The following is a 19,697-nucleotide window of genomic DNA, read 5'->3' as shown; positions in this document are numbered from 1 at the left end:
TATGAAACCTTTCTTAAATATTCTTCTCTTTTTTAGTAGCCTGATTATTTCAGGCTACTCTGAAGCAGCGGAGACTGCTCAGGATACCATTTACAAACGTCTGGAACTAAAAGAGGTTCATATTCAAGGACATACACAGAGCAAACATCCGGGCTCGGCATTTTACCAGTCCTCAAGTCTTTCGAGTACCGAAGATATCCTCTCAAAAATCGAGGGTGTGAGTCTGATCAGAAGAGGTCCGATTGGAATGGAACCCGTACTTCGCGCTTTCAGTGCAGGCCAGGTCAATGTAGTGATTGATGGGATGAAGTTTTTTGGTGCATGTACTGACAAAATGGATCCTGTGACTATTTACACAGAGCCCGTTAACCTGAAAAGCATTGATATAAAATATGCGGGTGACGGGATGGCAATGGGAGCATCCATCGGCGGAAGCCTTAACCTGAAACTTGCAGAAGCAATGCTTAACCCTGAGAAAAAACTTTCGGGCACTCTGGCCTCCGGTTATTATTCTGCAGCCGCTGCAGTTCAGAATATTATGGCCTTCGATTACGGCACATCAAAATGGGCAATGCGGGTAAGCGGAGTTTATCGCAGAGCAGACAATTACCGGGATGGTCTGAACAGAAAAGTGGATTTTTCGCAATATGAGAAGGCCAATGCGAGTATTTCAGGCAAATATCAATTGAGCGAAAACAGTATCCTGAAAGCTGATGTACTTATCGACGACGGCTGGAACATAGGCTATCCTGCATTGCCAATGGACGTAGGAAATGCCCGTGCAAGAGTTGGAGCAATCACCTTCAGAAATAATCCAAAAGATGGCTTGATCAGTAATTTGGAAGCAAAATTTTATGTAAACAGCATCAAACATGCTATGGATGATACCAAACGTCCTTCAGTACCCATGCATATGGATATGCCTGGCTGGAGTAATACCCAGGGCGCTTACCTTGAGACTCAATTAAGGAATCGCGGCAAACACTCAATCAGCATGAAACTGGATACATATCATAATCGGGTAAAAGCAGACATGACCATGTATCCCGCCAACAGTGCCCCGATGTATATGCTGACATGGCCTGTCAATCATCAAACTGTGACGGGCTTATACATTCAGGATCTGATCTCAGTGAACGAAAAAAGCAGAATCGACTTCAAAGTCAGAATGGATGCCGCTTTCTCAAAACTTACCGACAAAATGGGACAAGACCAGTTTGCAGTATTGGGATACGACGTATCGAAGCCGGCAAACAGGCTGCTGAAAAATTTCAGCACAGGTTACACCCGATATCTGAATTCCGAATTTACACTATATGCAAGCGCCGGCTACAGTGAACGTTTACCGACTACATCAGAACGCTATGGCTTCTATCTTTTTAACCGCATGGATAACCATGATTATATCGGAAATCCGGATTTAAAAAATGAGAGTGCATTAAATGCAGGGTTAAATATTATCTATTCATTAAATAATATTTCTCTGAAATTAAGTGGATTTACAAGCTATTTGCAGAATTATATATTGGGACAAACTAAATCCGGTTTAAGTGTGATGACTATTGGTGCAGATGGTGTTCGCGGATATAGCAATATTCCATCAGCCAGAATCAGCGGAGCAGAAAGCAGCCTGAACTATCAGTTTGCAAACCATCATTTCACTCTCAACAATACCATCAAATGGGTTCATGGCAGGGATAATTCAGGAAATCCTCTCCCCCTAATCTCCCCTTTAAAATCAATTACCGGGCTGAGATTTAACCATGAAAAACTATTCGTTCAGGCAGAAAGTGAATTAAGTTCGGGACAGAACAGAGTAAGTACGGCATTCGGTGAAAAAACCAGTCCGGGCTTTTCAATCTTTAACCTGCGGACCAGCTATACCTTCAGTCTGAAGAAATACAATCTTGAATTTTCTGCAGGAATCGAAAACATTCTGGACGAGGCCTATTATGAACACCTCGACTGGGGTAAAATGCTTCGTCCTGGAAGAAATATATATTCAATGATATCTCTGAAATTTTAGGATTGAATTTATGATTATTCTGGATGATAAAAACTATCTGACATTGTAATAGAGAAAAACAGCATATAGTATAACCAATGAGAGCAACAAATCGCTTCGGATTGTTTTCATTGGTTTTTTCTTTGATAAAAAATTCCGTTATTTTTTAAATCAGCGATATCTGCCTTACATTCGAAGCGGATTAGAAAAACATAGCATACAGTTTTAATGAAACCATCATGATTTTGCCGAAACCCGCAGGGGTATAATTGTCAAATCATGATCTCTTCATCGCCGTTAAAAACAAAAAACAAACAGATGAAAAACCTGAAAATAGCGATAAGTGGTTACGGAAGTATTTCGGCTTTGGGTACAAACAGTGAATCTGTCTGGAACCAATACCTGAATAAACAGCATTGCTTTCTGAGGGAAAATATAATTAACAAACCTGAATGGGTTGCAAGACTTTCAATTGAGGCAAAAGAACTAATTACCGGACTGATTAAGGAAAAGAAATACCAGCAGCTTGACCCCAGTGTACTTTATGCTATTGCAGCATCAAGAATCGCCGTAAAGCAGGCAGGATGGAACACAGCTGAAGGATTTGCTATTAATATGGGTTCATCCAGAGGAGCAACTGCATGCTTTGAAAAATATCACAGTGAATTTATTGAGAGCGGTAACCAAAAAGTAAATCCACTGACCTCTCCTGGCACTACATTGGGAAATATTGCCAGTTGGGTTGCCTGCGACCAGAATATAAGCGGGCCAGCCATTTCGCATTCTGCTACCTGTTCAACGGCTTTACAGTCGATTGCCAATGCCGCTGCATGGCTCCAGGCAGGCTTTTGCACGCGCTTTCTGGCCGGAGGCAGCGAGGCTCCCTTAACGCCTTTTACAATTGCCCAGATGAAGGCACTCAAAATATATTCGGCACTTGATCAGGATTATCCCTGCAGGAGTATGGATCTTAAAAAAGAGCAGAATACCCTGATTCTGGGGGAAGCTGCGGCCTGTTTTTGTCTGGAGCTTAATTCTGAGAACGCAATTGGATTTATTACAGGTATAGGTTTTGGAACAGAGATCATCAGCCATGGGGCATCTTTATCTGAAAATGCCCTCTGCCTGCAAAAATCAATGCAAATGGCTCTTGAAGGTCATCAACCCGGAAGTGTTGACGCAGTAATCATGCATTCACCGGGCACTATGTTGGGCGACAGCTCTGAAATGACAGCAATTGAAATCATCTTTGGTAAAAATAAGCCCCTTTTAACCGGAAATAAATGGAAAATCGGACATACTTTCGGTGCTTCTGGTGCTATGAGTCTTGAAATGGCTCTTTTAATGATGCAACACGATCAATTTATTCAGGTGCCATATCTTCCCCTGCAAAAACAGTCGAAATCGCTGCAAAAAATCCTCATCAATGCTGCAGGTTTCGGCGGAACAGCTTTCAGCATTCTGGTTGAAAATAATCCTCAAAACTGATCAGGATCATTTTTATCTTTAATTTAGAACCTAATTTTGCCGCATGTTAATTTACAAGCAATTCACTTTCGATTCAGCACATTTTCTTCCCAATGTACCCGAAGGGCATAAATGTGCCAATATGCATGGCCATACTTATGCACTTAGTGTTTTCGTGGAGGGTAAACCCGATGAAAAAACCGGATGGATCATTGATTATGGAGATCTTAAAATGCATATCAAACCCATTATTGAAATTCTGGACCATCATTTATTGAACGAAATACCCGGACTCGAAAACCCAACCAGCGAAATCCTGGCCATCTGGTTATGGAACAAATTAAAGCCCCTGATCCCTGAATTAAAAAGGATTGAGTTAAAAGAAACCCCTACTTCAGGGGTGATTTACGAGGGAAGCTAAATCCAGATTTTCTGCAGCACTGATCTTTACTAAAAGTTGCCCGATGATTTCGTCGGCCTCAGCCTGATTAAAATCTTCATGTTCCTTCTTCGAAACACCCAGAGTACTAAGATCTATATGTATATCAGGTACGATCCCATGCTGACTCAGGCAAGCTTTGGAGCAAGCAAGCGGACACCCGTCAAGTACTATTATTTTTCTTCCTGAAAGTGCTGTTCTTACAAGTTTCTTTACTCCACCCCCAACTCCGGCAATACACGACATATCTGCAATACCCTGACGATCTAATCTTACAGCAATATAATTAGCCATTTGAGCGGCACTCGAACATCCCGAGCAGGAATAGATCAGTGGTTTTCTTAAATTCATTTTTTTAAGATTGTTTAAAACAAATAAAGGATAAATTTATCTTTTATTAAAATCTTAGCATATATTTGAGCAGGTTTTAAATAAAATCTGATAAAAGAATGATAAAGTATCCGATATAATTCAAAGAGTATTGTAACAGATGTAACAGTTGAAGAGGTGAACGAAGCGGATATTTGATTATCATTTAAACCTTAAAGTATAAGATCATGAGCTATTATTTTTCTAAAACATTAAACACAGATTTTGATACAGCTATCTCCAGAGTTACCGAAGAACTGAAGAAAGAGGGATTCGGCATACTTACTGAAATTGATGTCAAAGAAACCTTTAAAAAGAAACTTGACGTAGATTTCCGCAAATACCGTATCCTGGGTGCCTGTAATCCAAACTTCGCATTTGAGGCGATTAAGTCTGAGGACAAGGTCGGTACAATGCTGCCCTGCAATGTAGTTGTCCAGGAACATGAGGATGGCAAAATTGAAGTTTCGGCAATTGATCCGATTGCATCAATGATGGCAATAAAAAATGATTCGCTTGGAGATGTCGCTTCTTCAGTAAGTGGAAAATTACGCAGGGTAATCGAAAATCTCTAGAAATCAGCAATCATGATACATGAAATTGAGACCCAATGGATGGGTAAAATGCAGTTCAATACCTTAGTGAACGGGCATACCGTTATTATGGATGCACCCGAAAAAGTTGGCGGAGAAGATAATGGACCTATTCCCAAGCCATTCGTACTGACAGCCCTATCGGGTTGTACAGGGATGGATGTTGTATCACTGCTCAGAAAATTTGGACAGCCGGTAGATGATTTTGATATCAAAGCAATCGGAGAAATAAGCAAACAAGCTCCAATTGAATACATTGCTATACACTTAATCTATAATTTTAAAGGCTCTGACGCTGCAAAAGATGCAGCAATTAAAGCAGTTACAGATTCACAGGAAAAATACTGCGGGGTCAGCAGCATGCTAAAGAAGGCGCTTCCGGTTACATGGGAAGTAAATTATAATGATATTCAAATATTCACGAATAAAAATGAGGAACTAAGCCTGAGCTTATAATTCCTCATTTTTTCTATTCCAATGTGAGTTCGATAGAAAATCCCATGCCTCGATTCCAGCGGAGGCTGGAATCTCCCCCATCCCCACCAACAATGTTGTCATCCGATAGCTATCGGATCCAGCGAAAGCTGGAACCTCTTTAAATGTTTAAATGAACTTGCGCACAGCAGCAGCTCCCGGCTGCCCGTCCCAATGAAATACAAACCCGGGTAAAATAAACCTTGCCGAAGGAGGTAACTTCCGGCCATTCGTAATTTGACATAGAACGCGATTTCTTGCCGGAAATACTCCGGAGGAAAGGGCTGAACCAGCCTGTAACACACAGGCATTGGTTTCAAAAAACAAATTATTGTTGCTCCAGAACCTTATCTGATGTATTCTTACCGTATTGTTTTACCCTTCCTTATATCGAAACAGGTTATTCAAAGCTTCTCTCCACCTTCATTTTCGGGAAATTGTGTATTATTTTTCAGATAATACATATTTTTTTGCGTTTTCAATGCTCTTATCTATTCATTTTTAAGGTCGTTTTATGTAACTTCGCTGGCAATTAGAATTGGAAATAAATTAAAATCAAGCAAATAAGATGGCATTTGATTTAGACATGATCAAAAAGGTTTACGACAACTACGGTCCGCGTCTTGCGGCAGCGCGTAAAGTTGTTGGTAAGCCACTTACATTAACAGAGAAAATTTTATACGCCCACTTATGGGATGGTAACGCAACTGAAGCTCATGAGCGCGGAGTCACTTATGTTGACTTTGCCCCTGACCGTGTTGCGATGCAGGACGCAACTGCTCAAATGGCATTATTGCAGTTTATGCAAGCCGGCAGACCAACAGTAGCTGTACCTTCAACTGTACACTGCGATCACCTGATTCAGGCGAAAATTGGTGCTGACGAGGATCTGGCAACTGCCAATACTCAAAATAAAGAAGTCTATGATTTCCTTGCATCTGTATCAAATAAATATGGAATTGGTTTCTGGAAACCGGGTGCGGGTATTATCCACCAGGTAGTTTTAGAAAATTATGCCTTCCCAGGTGGTATGATGATCGGTACCGACTCTCATACACCAAATGCAGGTGGTTTAGGTATGATTGCCATTGGCGTTGGTGGTGCTGATGCCTGTGATGTAATGGCAGGTTTGGCATGGGAGTTAAAGTTCCCTAAGCTGATCGGTGTAAAACTAACAGGTAAACTTTCAGGTTGGGCTTCTGCAAAAGATGTAATTCTTAAAGTTGCCGGTATCCTGACTGTAAAAGGTGGTACAGGATATATTGTTGAGTATTTCGGAGAAGGAGCAAGATCACTTTCTGCAACCGGAAAAGGGACAATCTGTAACATGGGTGCTGAAATTGGTGCAACCACTTCAGTATTCGGATACGATGATAAAATTGCAACTTATTTAAAAGGCACTGAAAGAGAAGAGATTGCAAAACTTGCTGATCAGGTTAAAGAACACTTAACAGGAGATGATGAAGTTTACGCTAATCCTCAGAATTACTTTGATCAGGTGATTGAGATTGATCTGTCAACTCTTGAACCTCATATAAACGGTCCTTTTACACCAGATATGGCATGGCCAATATCAAAATTTGCTGAAGCAGTACGCGATAACGGATGGCCGCAAACTTTAGAAGTTGGTTTGATCGGTTCATGTACCAATTCTTCTTACGAAGATATTTCGAGAGCAGCATCTCTGGCTAAACAGGCAGTTGATAAGAAACTGGTAGCAAAGGCTGAATTCACAATTACACCTGGCTCAGAGCTTGTACGTTATACTGTAGAGCGCGATGGCTACCTGAATACTTTCGAGAAAATGGGTGGTGTGGTTCTTGCAAATGCATGCGGACCATGTATAGGACAATGGGCTCGTCATAGCGATGATCCTACCCGTAAAAACTCGATCATTACTTCATTTAACAGAAACTTTAAGTCGCGTAACGACGGAAACCCGAATACCCATGCATTCGTAGCATCTCCTGAGATTGTTACTGCAATGACCATTGCGGGTGATTTAGCTTTCAATCCATTGACCGACACACTTACTAATTCAGAGGGCGTACAGGTTAAACTTGATGAGCCACAAGGTCTCGAAATGCCGACCAAAGGATTTGCAGTAGAAGATGCAGGATACCAGGCTCCGGCAGAAGACGGAACTAAAGTAAGTGTGATCGTAGATCCAAATTCTGCACGTCTTCAATTGCTTGATCCATTCAAAGCATGGGAAGGAACAGACATTACAGGATTAAAACTTCTGATCAAAGCAAAAGGAAAATGTACTACTGATCATATTTCTATGGCTGGTCCATGGTTGAAGTTCCGTGGACACCTTGATAATATCTCTAATAATATGCTCATCGGAGCAACGAATTTCTTCAACGAAAAAGCAGATAATGTAAAAAATCAGCTTGATGGAGCATACGGATCAGTACCTGCTACTGCCCGTGCATACAAGGCGGCTGGTGTAGGTAGCATTGTTGTTGGAGATGAAAATTACGGAGAAGGATCATCACGTGAACATGCTGCAATGGAGCCAAGACACCTTGGTGTACGTGCCATTCTGGTAAAATCGTTTGCACGTATTCACGAAACCAACCTCAAGAAACAAGGAATGCTTGCATTGACATTCGAAGATGTAAATGATTATGACCGTATTCTTGAAGATGATACGATTGATATCTGCGGATTAAATGATTTCACTCCCGGCAAACCATTGAGCATTGTGCTTCATCATGCGGATGGAAATACTGAATCATTCAGTGTTAACCATACCTATAATGAGCAGCAAATCGAATGGTTCAAAGCAGGTGGTGCATTAAATATCATCAGAATGAATCAAAAGGGTTAATAAAATAACCTGCTAAATATTAAAAAGCCAAAAGTTCAATACTTTTGGCTTTTTGCTTTTAATCAAATCTGTTTTCTAAATATTGCATCATGTCAAAAGTAATTCTAATTACCGGGGCTTCAACCGGCATCGGACTCGAAACTGCGGTTCAGCTTTCTGAACAGGGCCATCAGGTTTACGCAAGCATGCGCAACCTGAGTAAAAGAGCTTTGCTGGATCAGGAAATTGATAAAAGAAAAGTTAAACTCCGGGTTCTGCAACTGGATGTCCAGGATGAAAAAAGCATAGCGGCATGCATTTCAGAGATCATTTCAGCCGAACAAAGAATTGATGTACTGATCAATAATGCAGGTGCCGGATTTATCAAACCGATGGAACAGGCAAGCATGGAAGAAATTCAGCAGGTAATGGATGTTAACTTCTACGGGCCTATCCGCTGCAGCAAAGCCGTAATGCCGTTTATGCGCAAGCAAAAAAGCGGACATATCATCAATGTTTCTTCGGTTGGGGGAATTGTAGGTTCTCCGGTAAACGAGATTTATTGCGCCGCAAAATTTGCACTTGAAGGTTTAACAGAAAGCCTTGCAACATACCTGGAGCCCTATTTCGGGATCAATGTATCACTAATTGAGCCGGGAGGCACGATCACAGAGTTTGGCAATAGCCTGACTGAATACTTCGAGTCAACTGGTGGTATTCTGAATGATGACTATAAACCTTTGATGGAAGATTATATGGCTTACCGCTCTACTTTCACTGAAGAATTTAAGGAAAAGGCCTTTCAGAAGCCGGCAGATATCGCATCGGTAATCATCAGATGCCTCAATGATCCGAATCCTAAAGTCCGTTACCTCACTTCTGAGGGTACATTAGCCTTCACAAAATTAAAAACAAGCCTCGACCCAGATGGTGAACTGATGAAAGCTCAGGTTAGAAAGGGGATTTTGAATAAGTAATTTTTCCATTTGTCTGAACCATGATTCAGGTGATTTATCTGATTAATATGATAGTACGAATCATATTAATCGCACGGATCATAAAAATCACTGTTCAAACAATGAACCAACCAGGACGGTTTTTCCGTATTTTCGTAAAAGCCTATATCAGAAAATTGAGATACATTTCACTTTTTTTCCTTCTTTTCATTTCAGTGTTAACTGCATTTGCTCAACCTGCAAACGATGAGTGCGCTAATGCTATTGAAATTACTGACGCCCGTGAATATTGTTCAGGCAATGGACAATACACCAATATAAACGCAAGCCCTTCTTTCATTGGCACTGGGAATGATGTATGGTTTAAGTTTACTGCAAGAAATTTTGAGGTTAAGGTGACTGTTAGTGGTCCTCCGGGTAGTGGTACTTTACAATCACCTGAAATTCGTTTGTACAATGGTTGTGATGGCACACAAAGGACTGTACAAACATTAAAAGATGGCAATACAACTATTATAACCGGTGCAGGATTAGTTCCTGGCATTACCTATTTCATTGGAATTAGCGGGGCTAATAATAGTACAGGCACTTTCAAACTTTGTATTGAGAATTATCAGTCTGAAATTAAAGCAGGCCAGGATTTCTCAGGAGCATCGTTAATCTGCTCAATTGAGAGCATAATAAGAGAAGTTAATATAGCAGGGGCAGGTTTAAATCCCAATGAAGCAGTAGGAACTTGCCTGGATGTTCAACCCGGCATTGCATTTTCAGAAACAAATTCTGCATGGTATAAATGGACAGCTGCCAACGATGGAACACTTGTCTTTACAATTACACCAAGCAAAAGGGACGATATTGACTGGGTATTATATGAATTAGGACCTGAAGGTAATACACAGAATCCTTTAGCCTCTAATGCAATCAGATGTGCCGCTGGGGAAGGTATCAATCAACGTTGCGCGAATGAAGCAACGTATGTACAAACAGGATTAGACTTTAACGCAACTGATTTAAAGGAGGCAAGCGGCTGTGGGACCGGCCAAGATGGTGTTGTTCAGTTCATCACCATGAAAAAGGGTTATGTCTACGCACTCCTTGTAAATAACGCCTCAGCTGGTAATAATGGATTTGAAATTGCCTTCACCGACAAAGCCGGCAAAGCCGGAACTGGTTTATTTAAAGGTCCTTCAGCAAAAATTAAGAAAGTAGATAATAATCTGTGTACTTCGAGCCCTTCTTATACATTTAGTAGTGAAGCGTTTGATTTCACAACTATCCAATGGTATTTTGGAGAAGGTGCAAGTATTGCCGGAAGCACTAACCAAAATCCTGGCACTGTGACCTACAGTACAAGCGGATTGAAAACAGTTGTTTTACAGGTTAAGAACAATGATGGTTGCTCGATTGTTCAAACTGAAACTTTCATGCACGTCATAAAGCCCGATGCACCAAAAATAAGTGGACTACAAACAAGATACTGTGTTGGCGAAGCAATAAGCCTGAAGGCTGATTTGGTGGATGGTGGAAGCTATTCCTGGACCGGTCCGGGAGGCTTTAGCGCAAGCACTACAGAGATCAAAGTGCCGGTTGATGGTGCTGGCAAGGCGGGTATATATTCTGTCACTGTTAGCCTGAATGGTTGTACAAGTGACCCTGCCCAGGTTACAGTAGCTTCTATCGGTCAAACACCAACAGCTTCATTTGTTATAACCAATAATAATCCCTGCACTGTCGGGCAAAGTTTTACTTTTACGAATAGCTCCAAAGACTTCCAGAAACTCCGATGGGATTTTGGAGCAGGTTCAAATATTCCTCCCGGCGGCAGTAATCCGGTAAATACGATTACTTATTCCAGCGGAGGAACCAAGACCATTCGCCTCGAAGCAGAAGGAAGCTCAGGCTGTATCAGCGTTTTCACACAAGAGATCATTGTGGCATTAAGTCCGGCGAAACCTGTAATCATTGTCAATAAACCTGATTTCTGCCTGACTGATGTAATCAGGCTCAGTACTGCCGCGCAAACTGATGTGACTTACAGTTGGACAGGTCCGAATAATTTCAGTTCCAATCTGCAATCGCCGGAAATACCGGTAACGAGTGAAGCAGTAGCAGGTACTTATACCCTGACTTTAAGCAGGGGTAATTGCAGCACCGAAACAGATAGCATTCGTGTGCCACCGATTTACAAGAATCCTATTGCCTCATTCCGTTCAGAGCCAAAGCCACCTGCAAAACTTTCATTCCCTATCCGTGTCCGATTTTTCAATGAATCGACAGATGCAGATGCTTTTTTATGGGATTTTGGGGATGGGAATACCTCTACTGATAAGGATCCCGAACATACCTACCTCAGTGCGGGTGATTTTGATGTAAGCCTGACAGTCTTTAAGAGCTCGGTTTGCAGTGCATCCACTGCACAAGGCAAGTTTATGATCAGTGCAAACAATATCCTGTTCATCCCCAACACATTTACGCCTAATAACGATGCTTTGAATGATGAATTTGTGATCAGCATGACCAATATTAAATCCTACAAAATACAGATCTTTAATAGATTCGGTGTTTCTATGTTTGTATCGGACAATCTTTTTAATCATTGGAAAGGAACCTTCAATAATGAACCCTTACCGGTTGGGACCTATTATTATTTGATTGATGCCGTCGATTTTAATGGAAATATGATCAAAAAAACAGGTCCGGTGACTATATTACGTTAACAATGCCCGCCGGCACAGATAATAAAACAATTGCTATCAGATGAAAATCACCCTTTTAACCATAGGCAAAACAGAAGATAAATATCTGATTGAAGGGATTGAAATCTATCTGAAACGCCTGAAACATTATATCCCATTCCGCATACTCGAAATCCCGGAATTAAAGAATACGAAAAGCCTTTCACAAGAACAACAAAAAAGCAAAGAAGCAGAACTTATCTTTAAAAATATTCAGAGTACAGACCATGTAATTCTGCTTGATGAGAATGGCAAAGAGTTCAGTTCCAGGGGCTTTTCAGTATATTTAAATAAAAAAATGGTAAGTGGACTACAACACACAGTGTTTATCATTGGAGGTCCGTATGGATTTAGTAATGAGGTCTATGAGCGAAGCAATGAAAAAATATCCCTTTCTAAAATGACACTTTCACACCAGATGATCCGTCTGTTTTTTGCTGAACAGCTCTATCGGGCATGCACCATTTTAAAAGGAGAACCTTATCATCATGATTAAGCTGTGAATTATGGCAGACTATAAAAGAAATTACAGATTTCGCTCCGGTAACCGATCGAAAGAAAGCAGGCTTTTTTGGATAATGATCTTAATTGCTATTGCAATTGGGTATGCGATTATTCGGTTCTTTTGAAGATGGGATTTCTGGAAATATGGAAATAGATAATGGGAAATTGGAAATGGACTATCAATCTTCCATTCCCTATTCCCTATTCCCTATTTCCTATTTCCTATTTAGATTTCTGCGACAAACGCGTAGCGCTCTTTCCTGCAGCCTTGGTAGCCTTAGGTTTTTCTTTCACAGGCTCTGGTTTTTTAACAACCGGAGTTTCTGCTGCAGCAACCGGAGATCCATCAGTTATTGGCTCGGGAGCTTCTTCATTGAATAAAGGCAGATCCTTAATGATGCTGAACCAGTTGATGATTTTCTTCATATCAGAAGCATAAACACGTTCCTGATCGTGATCTGGCGCTACTTCTGTAAAGTAGGCACGCAACGCATTTCCATCAGCAGTTTTTGCATCAGGTAAATTTTTGCTGTCTTTCATTTTCAGAAAAATATCGCTCAACTTCAAATCAGCCGAATCACCAAAAACGGTAATATCTTCTAAAGAGGCCATCTTTGCAGTACTGATGTTGACTACGATCTTATTCTTCTGCTCATCCAGTGTTTCCAGAATAAAGCCCGATTTATTCTGGCCAATCAGTTTAAACAATCCCGGTTTACCGGATACGGATACTAATCCTCTTAAATTCATATTTTTTTTAGATATGAGATGTGAGATGCGAGATATGAGATCTTAACGGACGCTTTACAGACGTCTCAAATCTCACATCTCAAATCTCACATCTATTCTTCAACAATCTCTATTCCTAATATTTTATCACCCTGACGGATATCATCAACAACATCTACGTTCTCAATAACCTTACCAAAACAGGTATGATTACGATCAAGATGAGAAGTATTTGTACGGCTATGGCAAATGAAAAACTGTGAACCACCTGTATTACGACCGGCGTGAGCCATAGAAAGGACACCTCTGTCATGGTATTGGTTCTCACCCTCAAGTTCGCAATCAATACTATATCCCGGGCCACCGGCACCTGTACCTGTCGGGTCTCCACCCTGGATCACAAAATCATTAATCACTCTGTGAAAAGTTACACCATCATAATAACCGGATTTGGCCAATTTCAAGAAATTTGCAACTGTATTTGGTGCATCTTTATCATAAAATTGAACGGTCATATCACCTTTCTCTGTTTTAATAATTGCTTTGCTCATATTTGTTTTCTTAACATTGGAAGACAAAGGTAATTATTTCGGTCAATTGATGAAATTCTTCAAATATCTTCTTCTTTTTATACCTTTAAATACTGTAGAACGTTATAATACCCGATGTTAAAAGCCAGATTAACCCTTCTTTTCCTCCTTTTAACTGCAGTTTGCAAGGCCGCCTCCATTCTTATTCCTATGGATGAAGACCAGAAAAATCATTTAAAAGCCTATGGTATCACTTACTGGGCTCTAAAGAATGGTCTGGAAACCGACTGGCTGCTAAATTACAGGGGTGGTAGTTTTCTGATGAAATACACCCAATCCATGGAATCGGAATGTAAGATCAGAGGAGTGTCTTACGAAGTGCTTGCTGATGGAAAGGTGAATGCGATTTTGAATGAAGTTACCGACCCTTCAGTAAACATGGAGATGGTTAAACTCGAGAAAGCCCCGAAAATTGCTGTTTACTCTCCCAAAAACAAGTTACCATGGGACGATGCTGTGACTATGGTACTTAGCTATGCCGAAATTCCTTACGATATTTTGTATGATGATGAAGTTTTAAAAGGCGAACTGCCGAAATACGACTGGCTGCATCTTCATCATGAAGATTTTACAGGGCAATACAACCGGTTCTGGAGTGCATTCAGAAATGCCTCCTGGTATATCGAAGATGTGAAATTGCAGGAAGCCACGGCAAAAAAAAATGGCTTTAGCAAAGTGTCGGAAATGAAACTGGAGGTAGCCAGAAACATCCGGAATTTCTGCTCAGGTGGGGGCTTCATGTTTGCGATGTGCTCCGGACCTGAAACCATTGATATTGCGCTGGCTGCTAATGGAACGGATATCGCAGAGCGTGTTTTTGATGGTGACACCTCCGACCCGAAAGCTCAGTCGAAACTTGATTTTAATCAAACCTTTGCATTTCAGAACTTCAAGCTGGATATGAATCCTGCAAACAATGAATTTTCGAATATAGATGCTACTCCAATCCGTTCGCAAGTATTAAATCGTACAAATGACTTTTTTACTCTGTTTGAATTCTCTGCAAAGTGGGATATAGTGCCTGCCATGCTTACCCAGAACCATGATAAAGTGGTGAAAGGATTTATGGGCCAGACGACTGCATTCAGGAAGAGTGTCATTAAGCCAAATGTACTTGTGATGGGTGAAACCAAAACAAGTGATGAAGCCCGTTACATCCATGGAGAGTATGGAAAAGGCCAGTGGACCTTTTATGGCGGGCATGATCCGGAAGATTATCAGCATATGGTTGGTGACCCTCCTACCGATCTGAATCTTCATCCCAACTCACCCGGCTACAGACTAATCCTTAATAATGTGTTATTCCCGGCAGCGAAGAAGAAGAAACAGAAAACCTGATTAATTGATAATTGACAGTTGACAGTTGACAATTAATCCAAACAATAAGGATTTACAAAGTTCTGTCTGAAGAGCGGAAAGAATTTGTTCTATCAAAACAACTATTAAAAAGCGGCACATCAATAGCTGCCCAAATCAGAGAGGCGGAACATGCCCAGTCATCTGCTGACTTTCTTCATAAAATGGATATCGCCCTGAATGAAGCTAATGAAACTGAATATTGGATAAGCCTTTTAAAAGATACTGGATTTATAAATCAGGATGAATATAGCACGATCAATAATGATTGTCCAGAAGTACTCAGACTCCTTATCAGTATCCTCAAAACCACAAAAACCAATTTGATTAAACCTAAAAATGCCTGATAATTTCATTAATTTATCAGCCATTTTCAACTGTCAACTGTCAACTGTCAACTGTCAACTGTCAACTGTCAACTGTCAACTGTCAACTAATTATAGAATTTCCAGCTAACCCCAAACTTTAATACTTTATCCTGCATCGGATAAGACCTCACGGTATAGTATCCTCTTGAAAGCCATCCCTGATTGACGTAATCATATTTCAGAAACAGATTAGCCCGCTTTAAGGTTGCCCTTACCCAAACATCCATTACCGGATAAGTAGAATATTCAAGGGGAGTATTGTCGTTGTAAAATTGGCTCACGTTGATTGCATAGGCCGGAGCTTTGAATGGGGTATTAAAACGAACATCGAACCCAACATTAGTGTAAAGTACCTTAAAAAGCCTGCTTGCATAGTAGAAACTGTTATAGGTATATATTTCAGGGGTTCTGATAATATCCTGAAAATCAGTCTTTTGATAAACTATATGGTTATCGAGATTAAACTTACCAAACTTAAAATCCTTGGAGAGGCTAAGCTTAAGCAGGTTAATATTAGTCCCAAACTGATCTGGTGTAATCTGTTTTGCACTCGCAGTTTCTTTAAAGTAGAGATAATTACTTACCAGAAAATACTCAGCTTTTGCAGCCAGTTTATATTTCAGATTCTGGTACAGAAAGGAAAGGTTACTGATCTTTGACTTATCAAAGTTTTTGTTCCAGCTATGGTACTGATAATCAACCCGCTCATACATCTGTTCAGGAGATTTATTTTGAACATATGCCCCAAGTACAATCCTGCCTATCGATTTGCTCAATAAGAAGCTGGTATTAGCCTCATACAAAAAGTCCCCTGCATTCTTACCCTGTACGATCTGATTCAAATCCGCATCAATATTTACTTTATCACTAAAACGGTATCCCAGACCTGCTTTGAGCATTGTATTCGAGAAATTCGTCTCATAAGCCAATTGTTCATAATGATACAAATCATTTTGAATACCCAGATCGAGTTTAAGTTCATTCTTTATGAAACTCAATGCCTTCCCCCTCAGGTAAAAACTATAGGTAAACTCGTTTCTAAGATTCGATACTTTGGTTGAATCGTTGGTCAATGTAAACGATTGAGAAGGAAGAGTAGGAAAAGCTCCATATAAATCCTCTTCATTCCTGAAAAACTTATATTGATCGCGGGTATAAGTCAGGGTATGGGATACACGCTGTGTGGGTAAAATCCGTGCTGAAGAATCAGGACCCTGGAGACTATCAATTCTGCCAATATAGTAAAGCTGTTTAATAAAGAATTGGGTCTGCCGCCAGGTCTGCATCGGGCGGTCTGACCCTGTTGCTTTCAAATACACAGGCTCAGCTTTTTTATCAAGGGAACTTTCCTTAAAAATAGTATCATTCCTGGTGGATCCGTTTTCACCTGCCTTTAAGGTATTAAAAATAACATCCCCGAGGATATTATATCGCTTCTTGGGTGATTCATACCAGGCAAAAAGTGCTGCATTCAAATGATCAGCTTTTTGATTGACATAAAAACCATCCCCGGTCAGGCGGTTATAGTGCGCCCCAACATTAAAATTGGGTTTTACGTTCTGTGAATGAGTTACTTTAAACATTTGCTCATGAATTTTCCCATTCACATAATACAATTCGGTATAGGGTGATTTAGCCCGATAAAATTTAATCGAATCCTGTATCAGGCGGTAGAGGTCAAGACTGTGAAATCCTGCATCGAAACCAATAGTTTTTGACGGACTGAAAAGCATTTCACGATAAGCGATGCCGGCACTCCCAAGTCCGATAGTAGGCGTCTTAGGCTGATATAATGGACTGAAATTCTGAAAATTATGTACCGTTGTATCAATTCCTCTGGTCTGGGTACCTTCTTTCAGTAATCTGATAGTAGTGTACCGGATATCTTTGGCATAATAATAAACAGAATCCGCATCACTGGTTTTATTCAGGGAAGTGTCACGCTCTCCCGTCTGACCCATACGGCCTGAAGAACCCACACTACCTTCTGCCCGCATGGTTCTTTGAGCGAATGCATCCGAATTAAACAGATACAGCAATAAAAACAATCCTGAGGCTAAGCGTTTGATCATTAAATTTCCAGAATGAGGTCTTTTAATATTTTAGTCATTTTGGGTTCAGCTTCCTCTGCAGTTTTTAAGATCTCTTCTAATGATACCACTTTCAAAGTATCCGGAAAGCCCTCATCTGTCAGCACTGAAATAGCAAAAACAGGAAGAGCCATATGATTGGCAACAATTACCTCCGGTACAGTACTCATTCCAACCGAATCAGCTCCGATCAAACGTAAAAAGCGGTATTCAGCCCTTGTTTCAAGATTCGGTCCATTTACAGATACATAAACTCCTGAATGGCAGCGAATATTATTCTTATGGGCAATTTCCATGCCCTTTTCGATCATTGTTCTGTCGTAAGGTTCGCTCATATCCGGAAAACGTGGTCCCAGACTTGCAGTATTCCTGCCTCGAAGCGGATTATCACTCTGCATATTGATATGGTCGTGAATGATCATCAGATCGCCTTTGCGATATTCCGGATTCAGGGCACCACTTGCATTGGAAACAAACAATTTTTGAATCCCAAGCATTTTCATCACTCTGACAGGAAAAGTGATTTGCTTCATATCATAACCTTCATAATAATGAAGCCGGCCCTGCATGGCAACTACCTTTTTTCCACTGAGTGTTCCAAAAATTAATTTACCGGAATGAAATTCAAGCGTTGAAATCGGGAAATTTGGAATATTGGAGTACATTAAACTATGGAGAATTTCAATATCTTCTACCAATCCACCTAAACCGGTACCTAAAATAATTCCAATCTCTGGCTCAAAATCACCAATCTTTTTCTTGATGTAATCAGTTGTTGCCTGTAGATTTTGATGCATATTCTTCTATTAAATTATTAAATTTCTTGACTTCAGACTCATTAAACGCCGCTTCAACCGGCAGATAATAAATAGCCAGATCTTTTAGATGTTCAATGATGCCTGCCGTTCTTAGTCGTTGAGCATCTTTTTCAGTGGTGATGATCAAATTGTCATCTCCAGTAAGCTCATTGAATTCGTTTACAAGTTTAGCGATATTTTTGTCGCTGAACTGATGATGATCAGGATATTGATGATGAATCAGTTCAGGACCATAGGAAGCCAGTTCTGCTAACAAGGGTGATGCTTTGGCAATACCCGTTAATAAAATGACCTTACTTTTTTCATTTATCGAATTAAGACTCCGCCCGGGAGTATCTTGATTGAATGATTTTAAATCCCCATACTTAAGAAAAGAAAAAAACAAGGTATCAGCACGGAATTTACTACGTATCGCATTTTGCTGCTCGGAGTTCATCTTTTCCGGGCACTTGGATATAACCACGATATCGGCACGGTTGATCGCCCACAGAGGCTCCCTAAGGTCGCCAGTGGGAAGAAGCCATTGTTGTTTAAATAAAGTACCGTATTCAAAAAGCAGAATGTTTAATCCCGGCTTCACCGATCGGTGCTGAAAAGCATCGTCCAGAATAATCAGTTCATGATCCTTTTCAAGACGAAGAATACCTTCTGTTCTATTTTCACAAACAGCTACCGTAATATCCCTGAACTTACGCTTAAACTGAAGCGGTTCATCGCCAGATTCTGAACTCAGTGAATTTGTATCTACATACAGAAAACCTGAAGTTTTACGGCCATAGCCCCTGCTTAATGTTGCGATTTTATACTTATCCTTAAGTAAGCGGACAAGGTATTCGGTCATCGGGCTTTTACCGGAACCACCCACCGACAAATTCCCAACTGAAATTACAGGCAGCTCAAATTTCTGCGACTTAAGTATCCCGAAATCGTAGGCAAGGTTTCGAAGTATCACTCCGAGGCCATACAGGATTGAGAAGGGGAATAATAATAGTCGGACTAGTTTCATTCTTAAGCTTAGGGCAAAAATACATAATTGATCTTAAGCTTAGCGTCCTGAATTTATCAGGGTATTGAGAGGGATTAAAATTCAAGGATAATGAGAGTCATTATGATACTGAATTCAAAGTAAAAAAAGGCGGGTATTCCCGCCTTAAATATTCAATCCAGCTGCTTGCTGTTAATCACTAATAATCACTTTTATCGCTTTCTCTCTCGCAGCATTACCAAATACCTCGTAGGCCTCTAATATCTTGTCGAATGTAAAACGGTGTGTAATCAGCTTTTCCGGCTGAATCCTGTTACTCTGCATTGTTTTTAACAGCATAGGTGTGGTGTTTGTATTCACTAAACCAGTCGTAATTGTAATATTTTGTATCCAAAGTTTCTGCA

The 19,697-nt window shown here is 40.5% G+C and carries 18 protein-coding genes; 11 read left to right on the top strand and 7 right to left on the bottom strand.

From position 1 onward, the window contains the following. Position 1: 1 nt before the first annotated feature. The 3 genes from VGE44_RS10990 to queD all read left to right on the top strand — a co-directional run bounded on the left by VGE44_RS10990 (position 2) and on the right by queD (position 3,893). Positions 2-2,026, top strand: a complete 2,025-nt coding sequence (locus tag VGE44_RS10990) for a TonB-dependent receptor domain-containing protein (RefSeq protein ID WP_331078920.1) — start codon at positions 2-4, stop codon at positions 2,024-2,026. A gap of 297 nt (positions 2,027-2,323) precedes the next feature. Then, a complete protein-coding gene (locus VGE44_RS10985; protein WP_331078918.1) occupies positions 2,324-3,493 on the top strand; it encodes a beta-ketoacyl synthase N-terminal-like domain-containing protein in 1,170 nt (389 codons plus the stop codon). 43 nt (positions 3,494-3,536) lie between these two features. Continuing rightward, the gene (gene queD, locus VGE44_RS10980) at positions 3,537-3,893 is read left to right on the top strand and encodes a 6-carboxytetrahydropterin synthase QueD (protein ID WP_331078916.1); all 357 of its coding nucleotides are present in this window, start codon (positions 3,537-3,539) and stop codon (positions 3,891-3,893) included. Here queD and VGE44_RS10975 read toward each other — a convergent pair. After that, on the bottom strand, positions 3,867-4,262 hold the full coding sequence (locus VGE44_RS10975; RefSeq protein WP_331078914.1) for a putative zinc-binding protein: 396 nt from the start codon (positions 4,260-4,262) through the stop codon (positions 3,867-3,869). The genes queD and VGE44_RS10975 overlap by 27 nt on opposite strands. Before the next feature lie 206 nt (positions 4,263-4,468). On the opposite strand from VGE44_RS10975, the gene VGE44_RS10970 reads away from it, so the two are divergent. The 6 genes from VGE44_RS10970 (at position 4,469) to rlmH (ending at position 12,349) form a co-directional block, all read left to right on the top strand. Next, a complete protein-coding gene (locus VGE44_RS10970; protein ID WP_331078912.1) occupies positions 4,469-4,855 on the top strand; it encodes a DUF302 domain-containing protein in 387 nt (128 codons plus the stop codon). A 12-nt stretch (positions 4,856-4,867) separates the two neighbouring features. Next, a complete protein-coding gene (locus VGE44_RS10965; protein ID WP_331078910.1) occupies positions 4,868-5,329 on the top strand; it encodes an OsmC family protein in 462 nt (153 codons plus the stop codon). A 586-nt stretch (positions 5,330-5,915) separates the two neighbouring features. Further along, on the top strand, positions 5,916-8,183 hold the full coding sequence (locus VGE44_RS10960; protein WP_331078908.1) for an aconitate hydratase: 2,268 nt from the start codon (positions 5,916-5,918) through the stop codon (positions 8,181-8,183). Between the two features lie 89 nt (positions 8,184-8,272). Further along, positions 8,273-9,139, top strand: coding sequence for an SDR family oxidoreductase (locus VGE44_RS10955; protein WP_331078906.1), 867 nt, complete (start codon positions 8,273-8,275; stop codon positions 9,137-9,139). Positions 9,140-9,186: 47 nt separating this feature from the next. Then, positions 9,187-11,835 (top strand): gliding motility-associated C-terminal domain-containing protein, encoded by a 2,649-nt coding sequence (locus VGE44_RS10950; protein ID WP_331078904.1) that lies wholly within the window; start codon positions 9,187-9,189, stop codon positions 11,833-11,835. Positions 11,836-11,875: 40 nt separating this feature from the next. Continuing rightward, positions 11,876-12,349 (top strand): 23S rRNA (pseudouridine(1915)-N(3))-methyltransferase RlmH, encoded by a 474-nt coding sequence (gene rlmH / locus VGE44_RS10945; RefSeq protein WP_331078902.1) that lies wholly within the window; start codon positions 11,876-11,878, stop codon positions 12,347-12,349. 230 nt (positions 12,350-12,579) lie between these two features. Here the strand turns inward: rlmH and VGE44_RS10940 are convergent, their stop codons facing one another. Next, the gene (locus VGE44_RS10940; protein ID WP_331078900.1) at positions 12,580-13,107 is read right to left on the bottom strand and encodes a DUF5606 domain-containing protein; all 528 of its coding nucleotides are present in this window, start codon (positions 13,105-13,107) and stop codon (positions 12,580-12,582) included. Between the two features lie 92 nt (positions 13,108-13,199). Then, positions 13,200-13,637, bottom strand: a complete 438-nt coding sequence (locus VGE44_RS10935; RefSeq protein WP_324486520.1) for a peptidylprolyl isomerase — start codon at positions 13,635-13,637, stop codon at positions 13,200-13,202. A gap of 189 nt (positions 13,638-13,826) precedes the next feature. Between VGE44_RS10935 and VGE44_RS10930 the strand changes: the two genes are divergently transcribed. Together VGE44_RS10930 and VGE44_RS18440 are read left to right on the top strand one after the other, a co-directional pair. Next, positions 13,827-15,014 (top strand): asparagine synthetase B, encoded by a 1,188-nt coding sequence (locus tag VGE44_RS10930; protein ID WP_414649325.1) that lies wholly within the window; start codon positions 13,827-13,829, stop codon positions 15,012-15,014. A gap of 35 nt (positions 15,015-15,049) precedes the next feature. Next, positions 15,050-15,379, top strand: a complete 330-nt coding sequence (locus tag VGE44_RS18440; RefSeq protein ID WP_414649324.1) for a four helix bundle protein — start codon at positions 15,050-15,052, stop codon at positions 15,377-15,379. Positions 15,380-15,465: 86 nt separating this feature from the next. Here VGE44_RS18440 and VGE44_RS10925 read toward each other — a convergent pair whose 3' ends face one another. The 4 genes from VGE44_RS10925 to VGE44_RS10910 all read right to left on the bottom strand — a co-directional run. Continuing rightward, on the bottom strand, positions 15,466-17,472 hold the full coding sequence (locus VGE44_RS10925) for a putative porin (protein ID WP_331078896.1): 2,007 nt from the start codon (positions 17,470-17,472) through the stop codon (positions 15,466-15,468). Continuing rightward, positions 17,472-18,287, bottom strand: coding sequence for a purine-nucleoside phosphorylase (locus VGE44_RS10920; protein WP_331078894.1), 816 nt, complete (start codon positions 18,285-18,287; stop codon positions 17,472-17,474). Before VGE44_RS10920 ends, VGE44_RS10925 begins: the two co-directional genes overlap by 1 nt. After that, entirely contained in the window at positions 18,259-19,314 is a 1,056-nt protein-coding gene (gene lpxK / locus VGE44_RS10915; protein ID WP_331078892.1) for a tetraacyldisaccharide 4'-kinase, read from the bottom strand. The genes VGE44_RS10920 and lpxK overlap by 29 nt, the downstream gene beginning before the upstream one ends. Positions 19,315-19,485: 171 nt before the next feature. After that, positions 19,486-19,697: hypothetical protein (locus VGE44_RS10910; RefSeq protein ID WP_331078890.1), on the bottom strand; the 212-nt coding region annotated here is incomplete at its 5' end.

The organism is Daejeonella sp. (genome assembly GCF_036405355.1).
In the GTDB taxonomy this organism is placed as follows: domain Bacteria; phylum Bacteroidota; class Bacteroidia; order Sphingobacteriales; family Sphingobacteriaceae; genus Daejeonella.
This window is presented reverse-complemented; position numbering and strand designations above follow the sequence as displayed.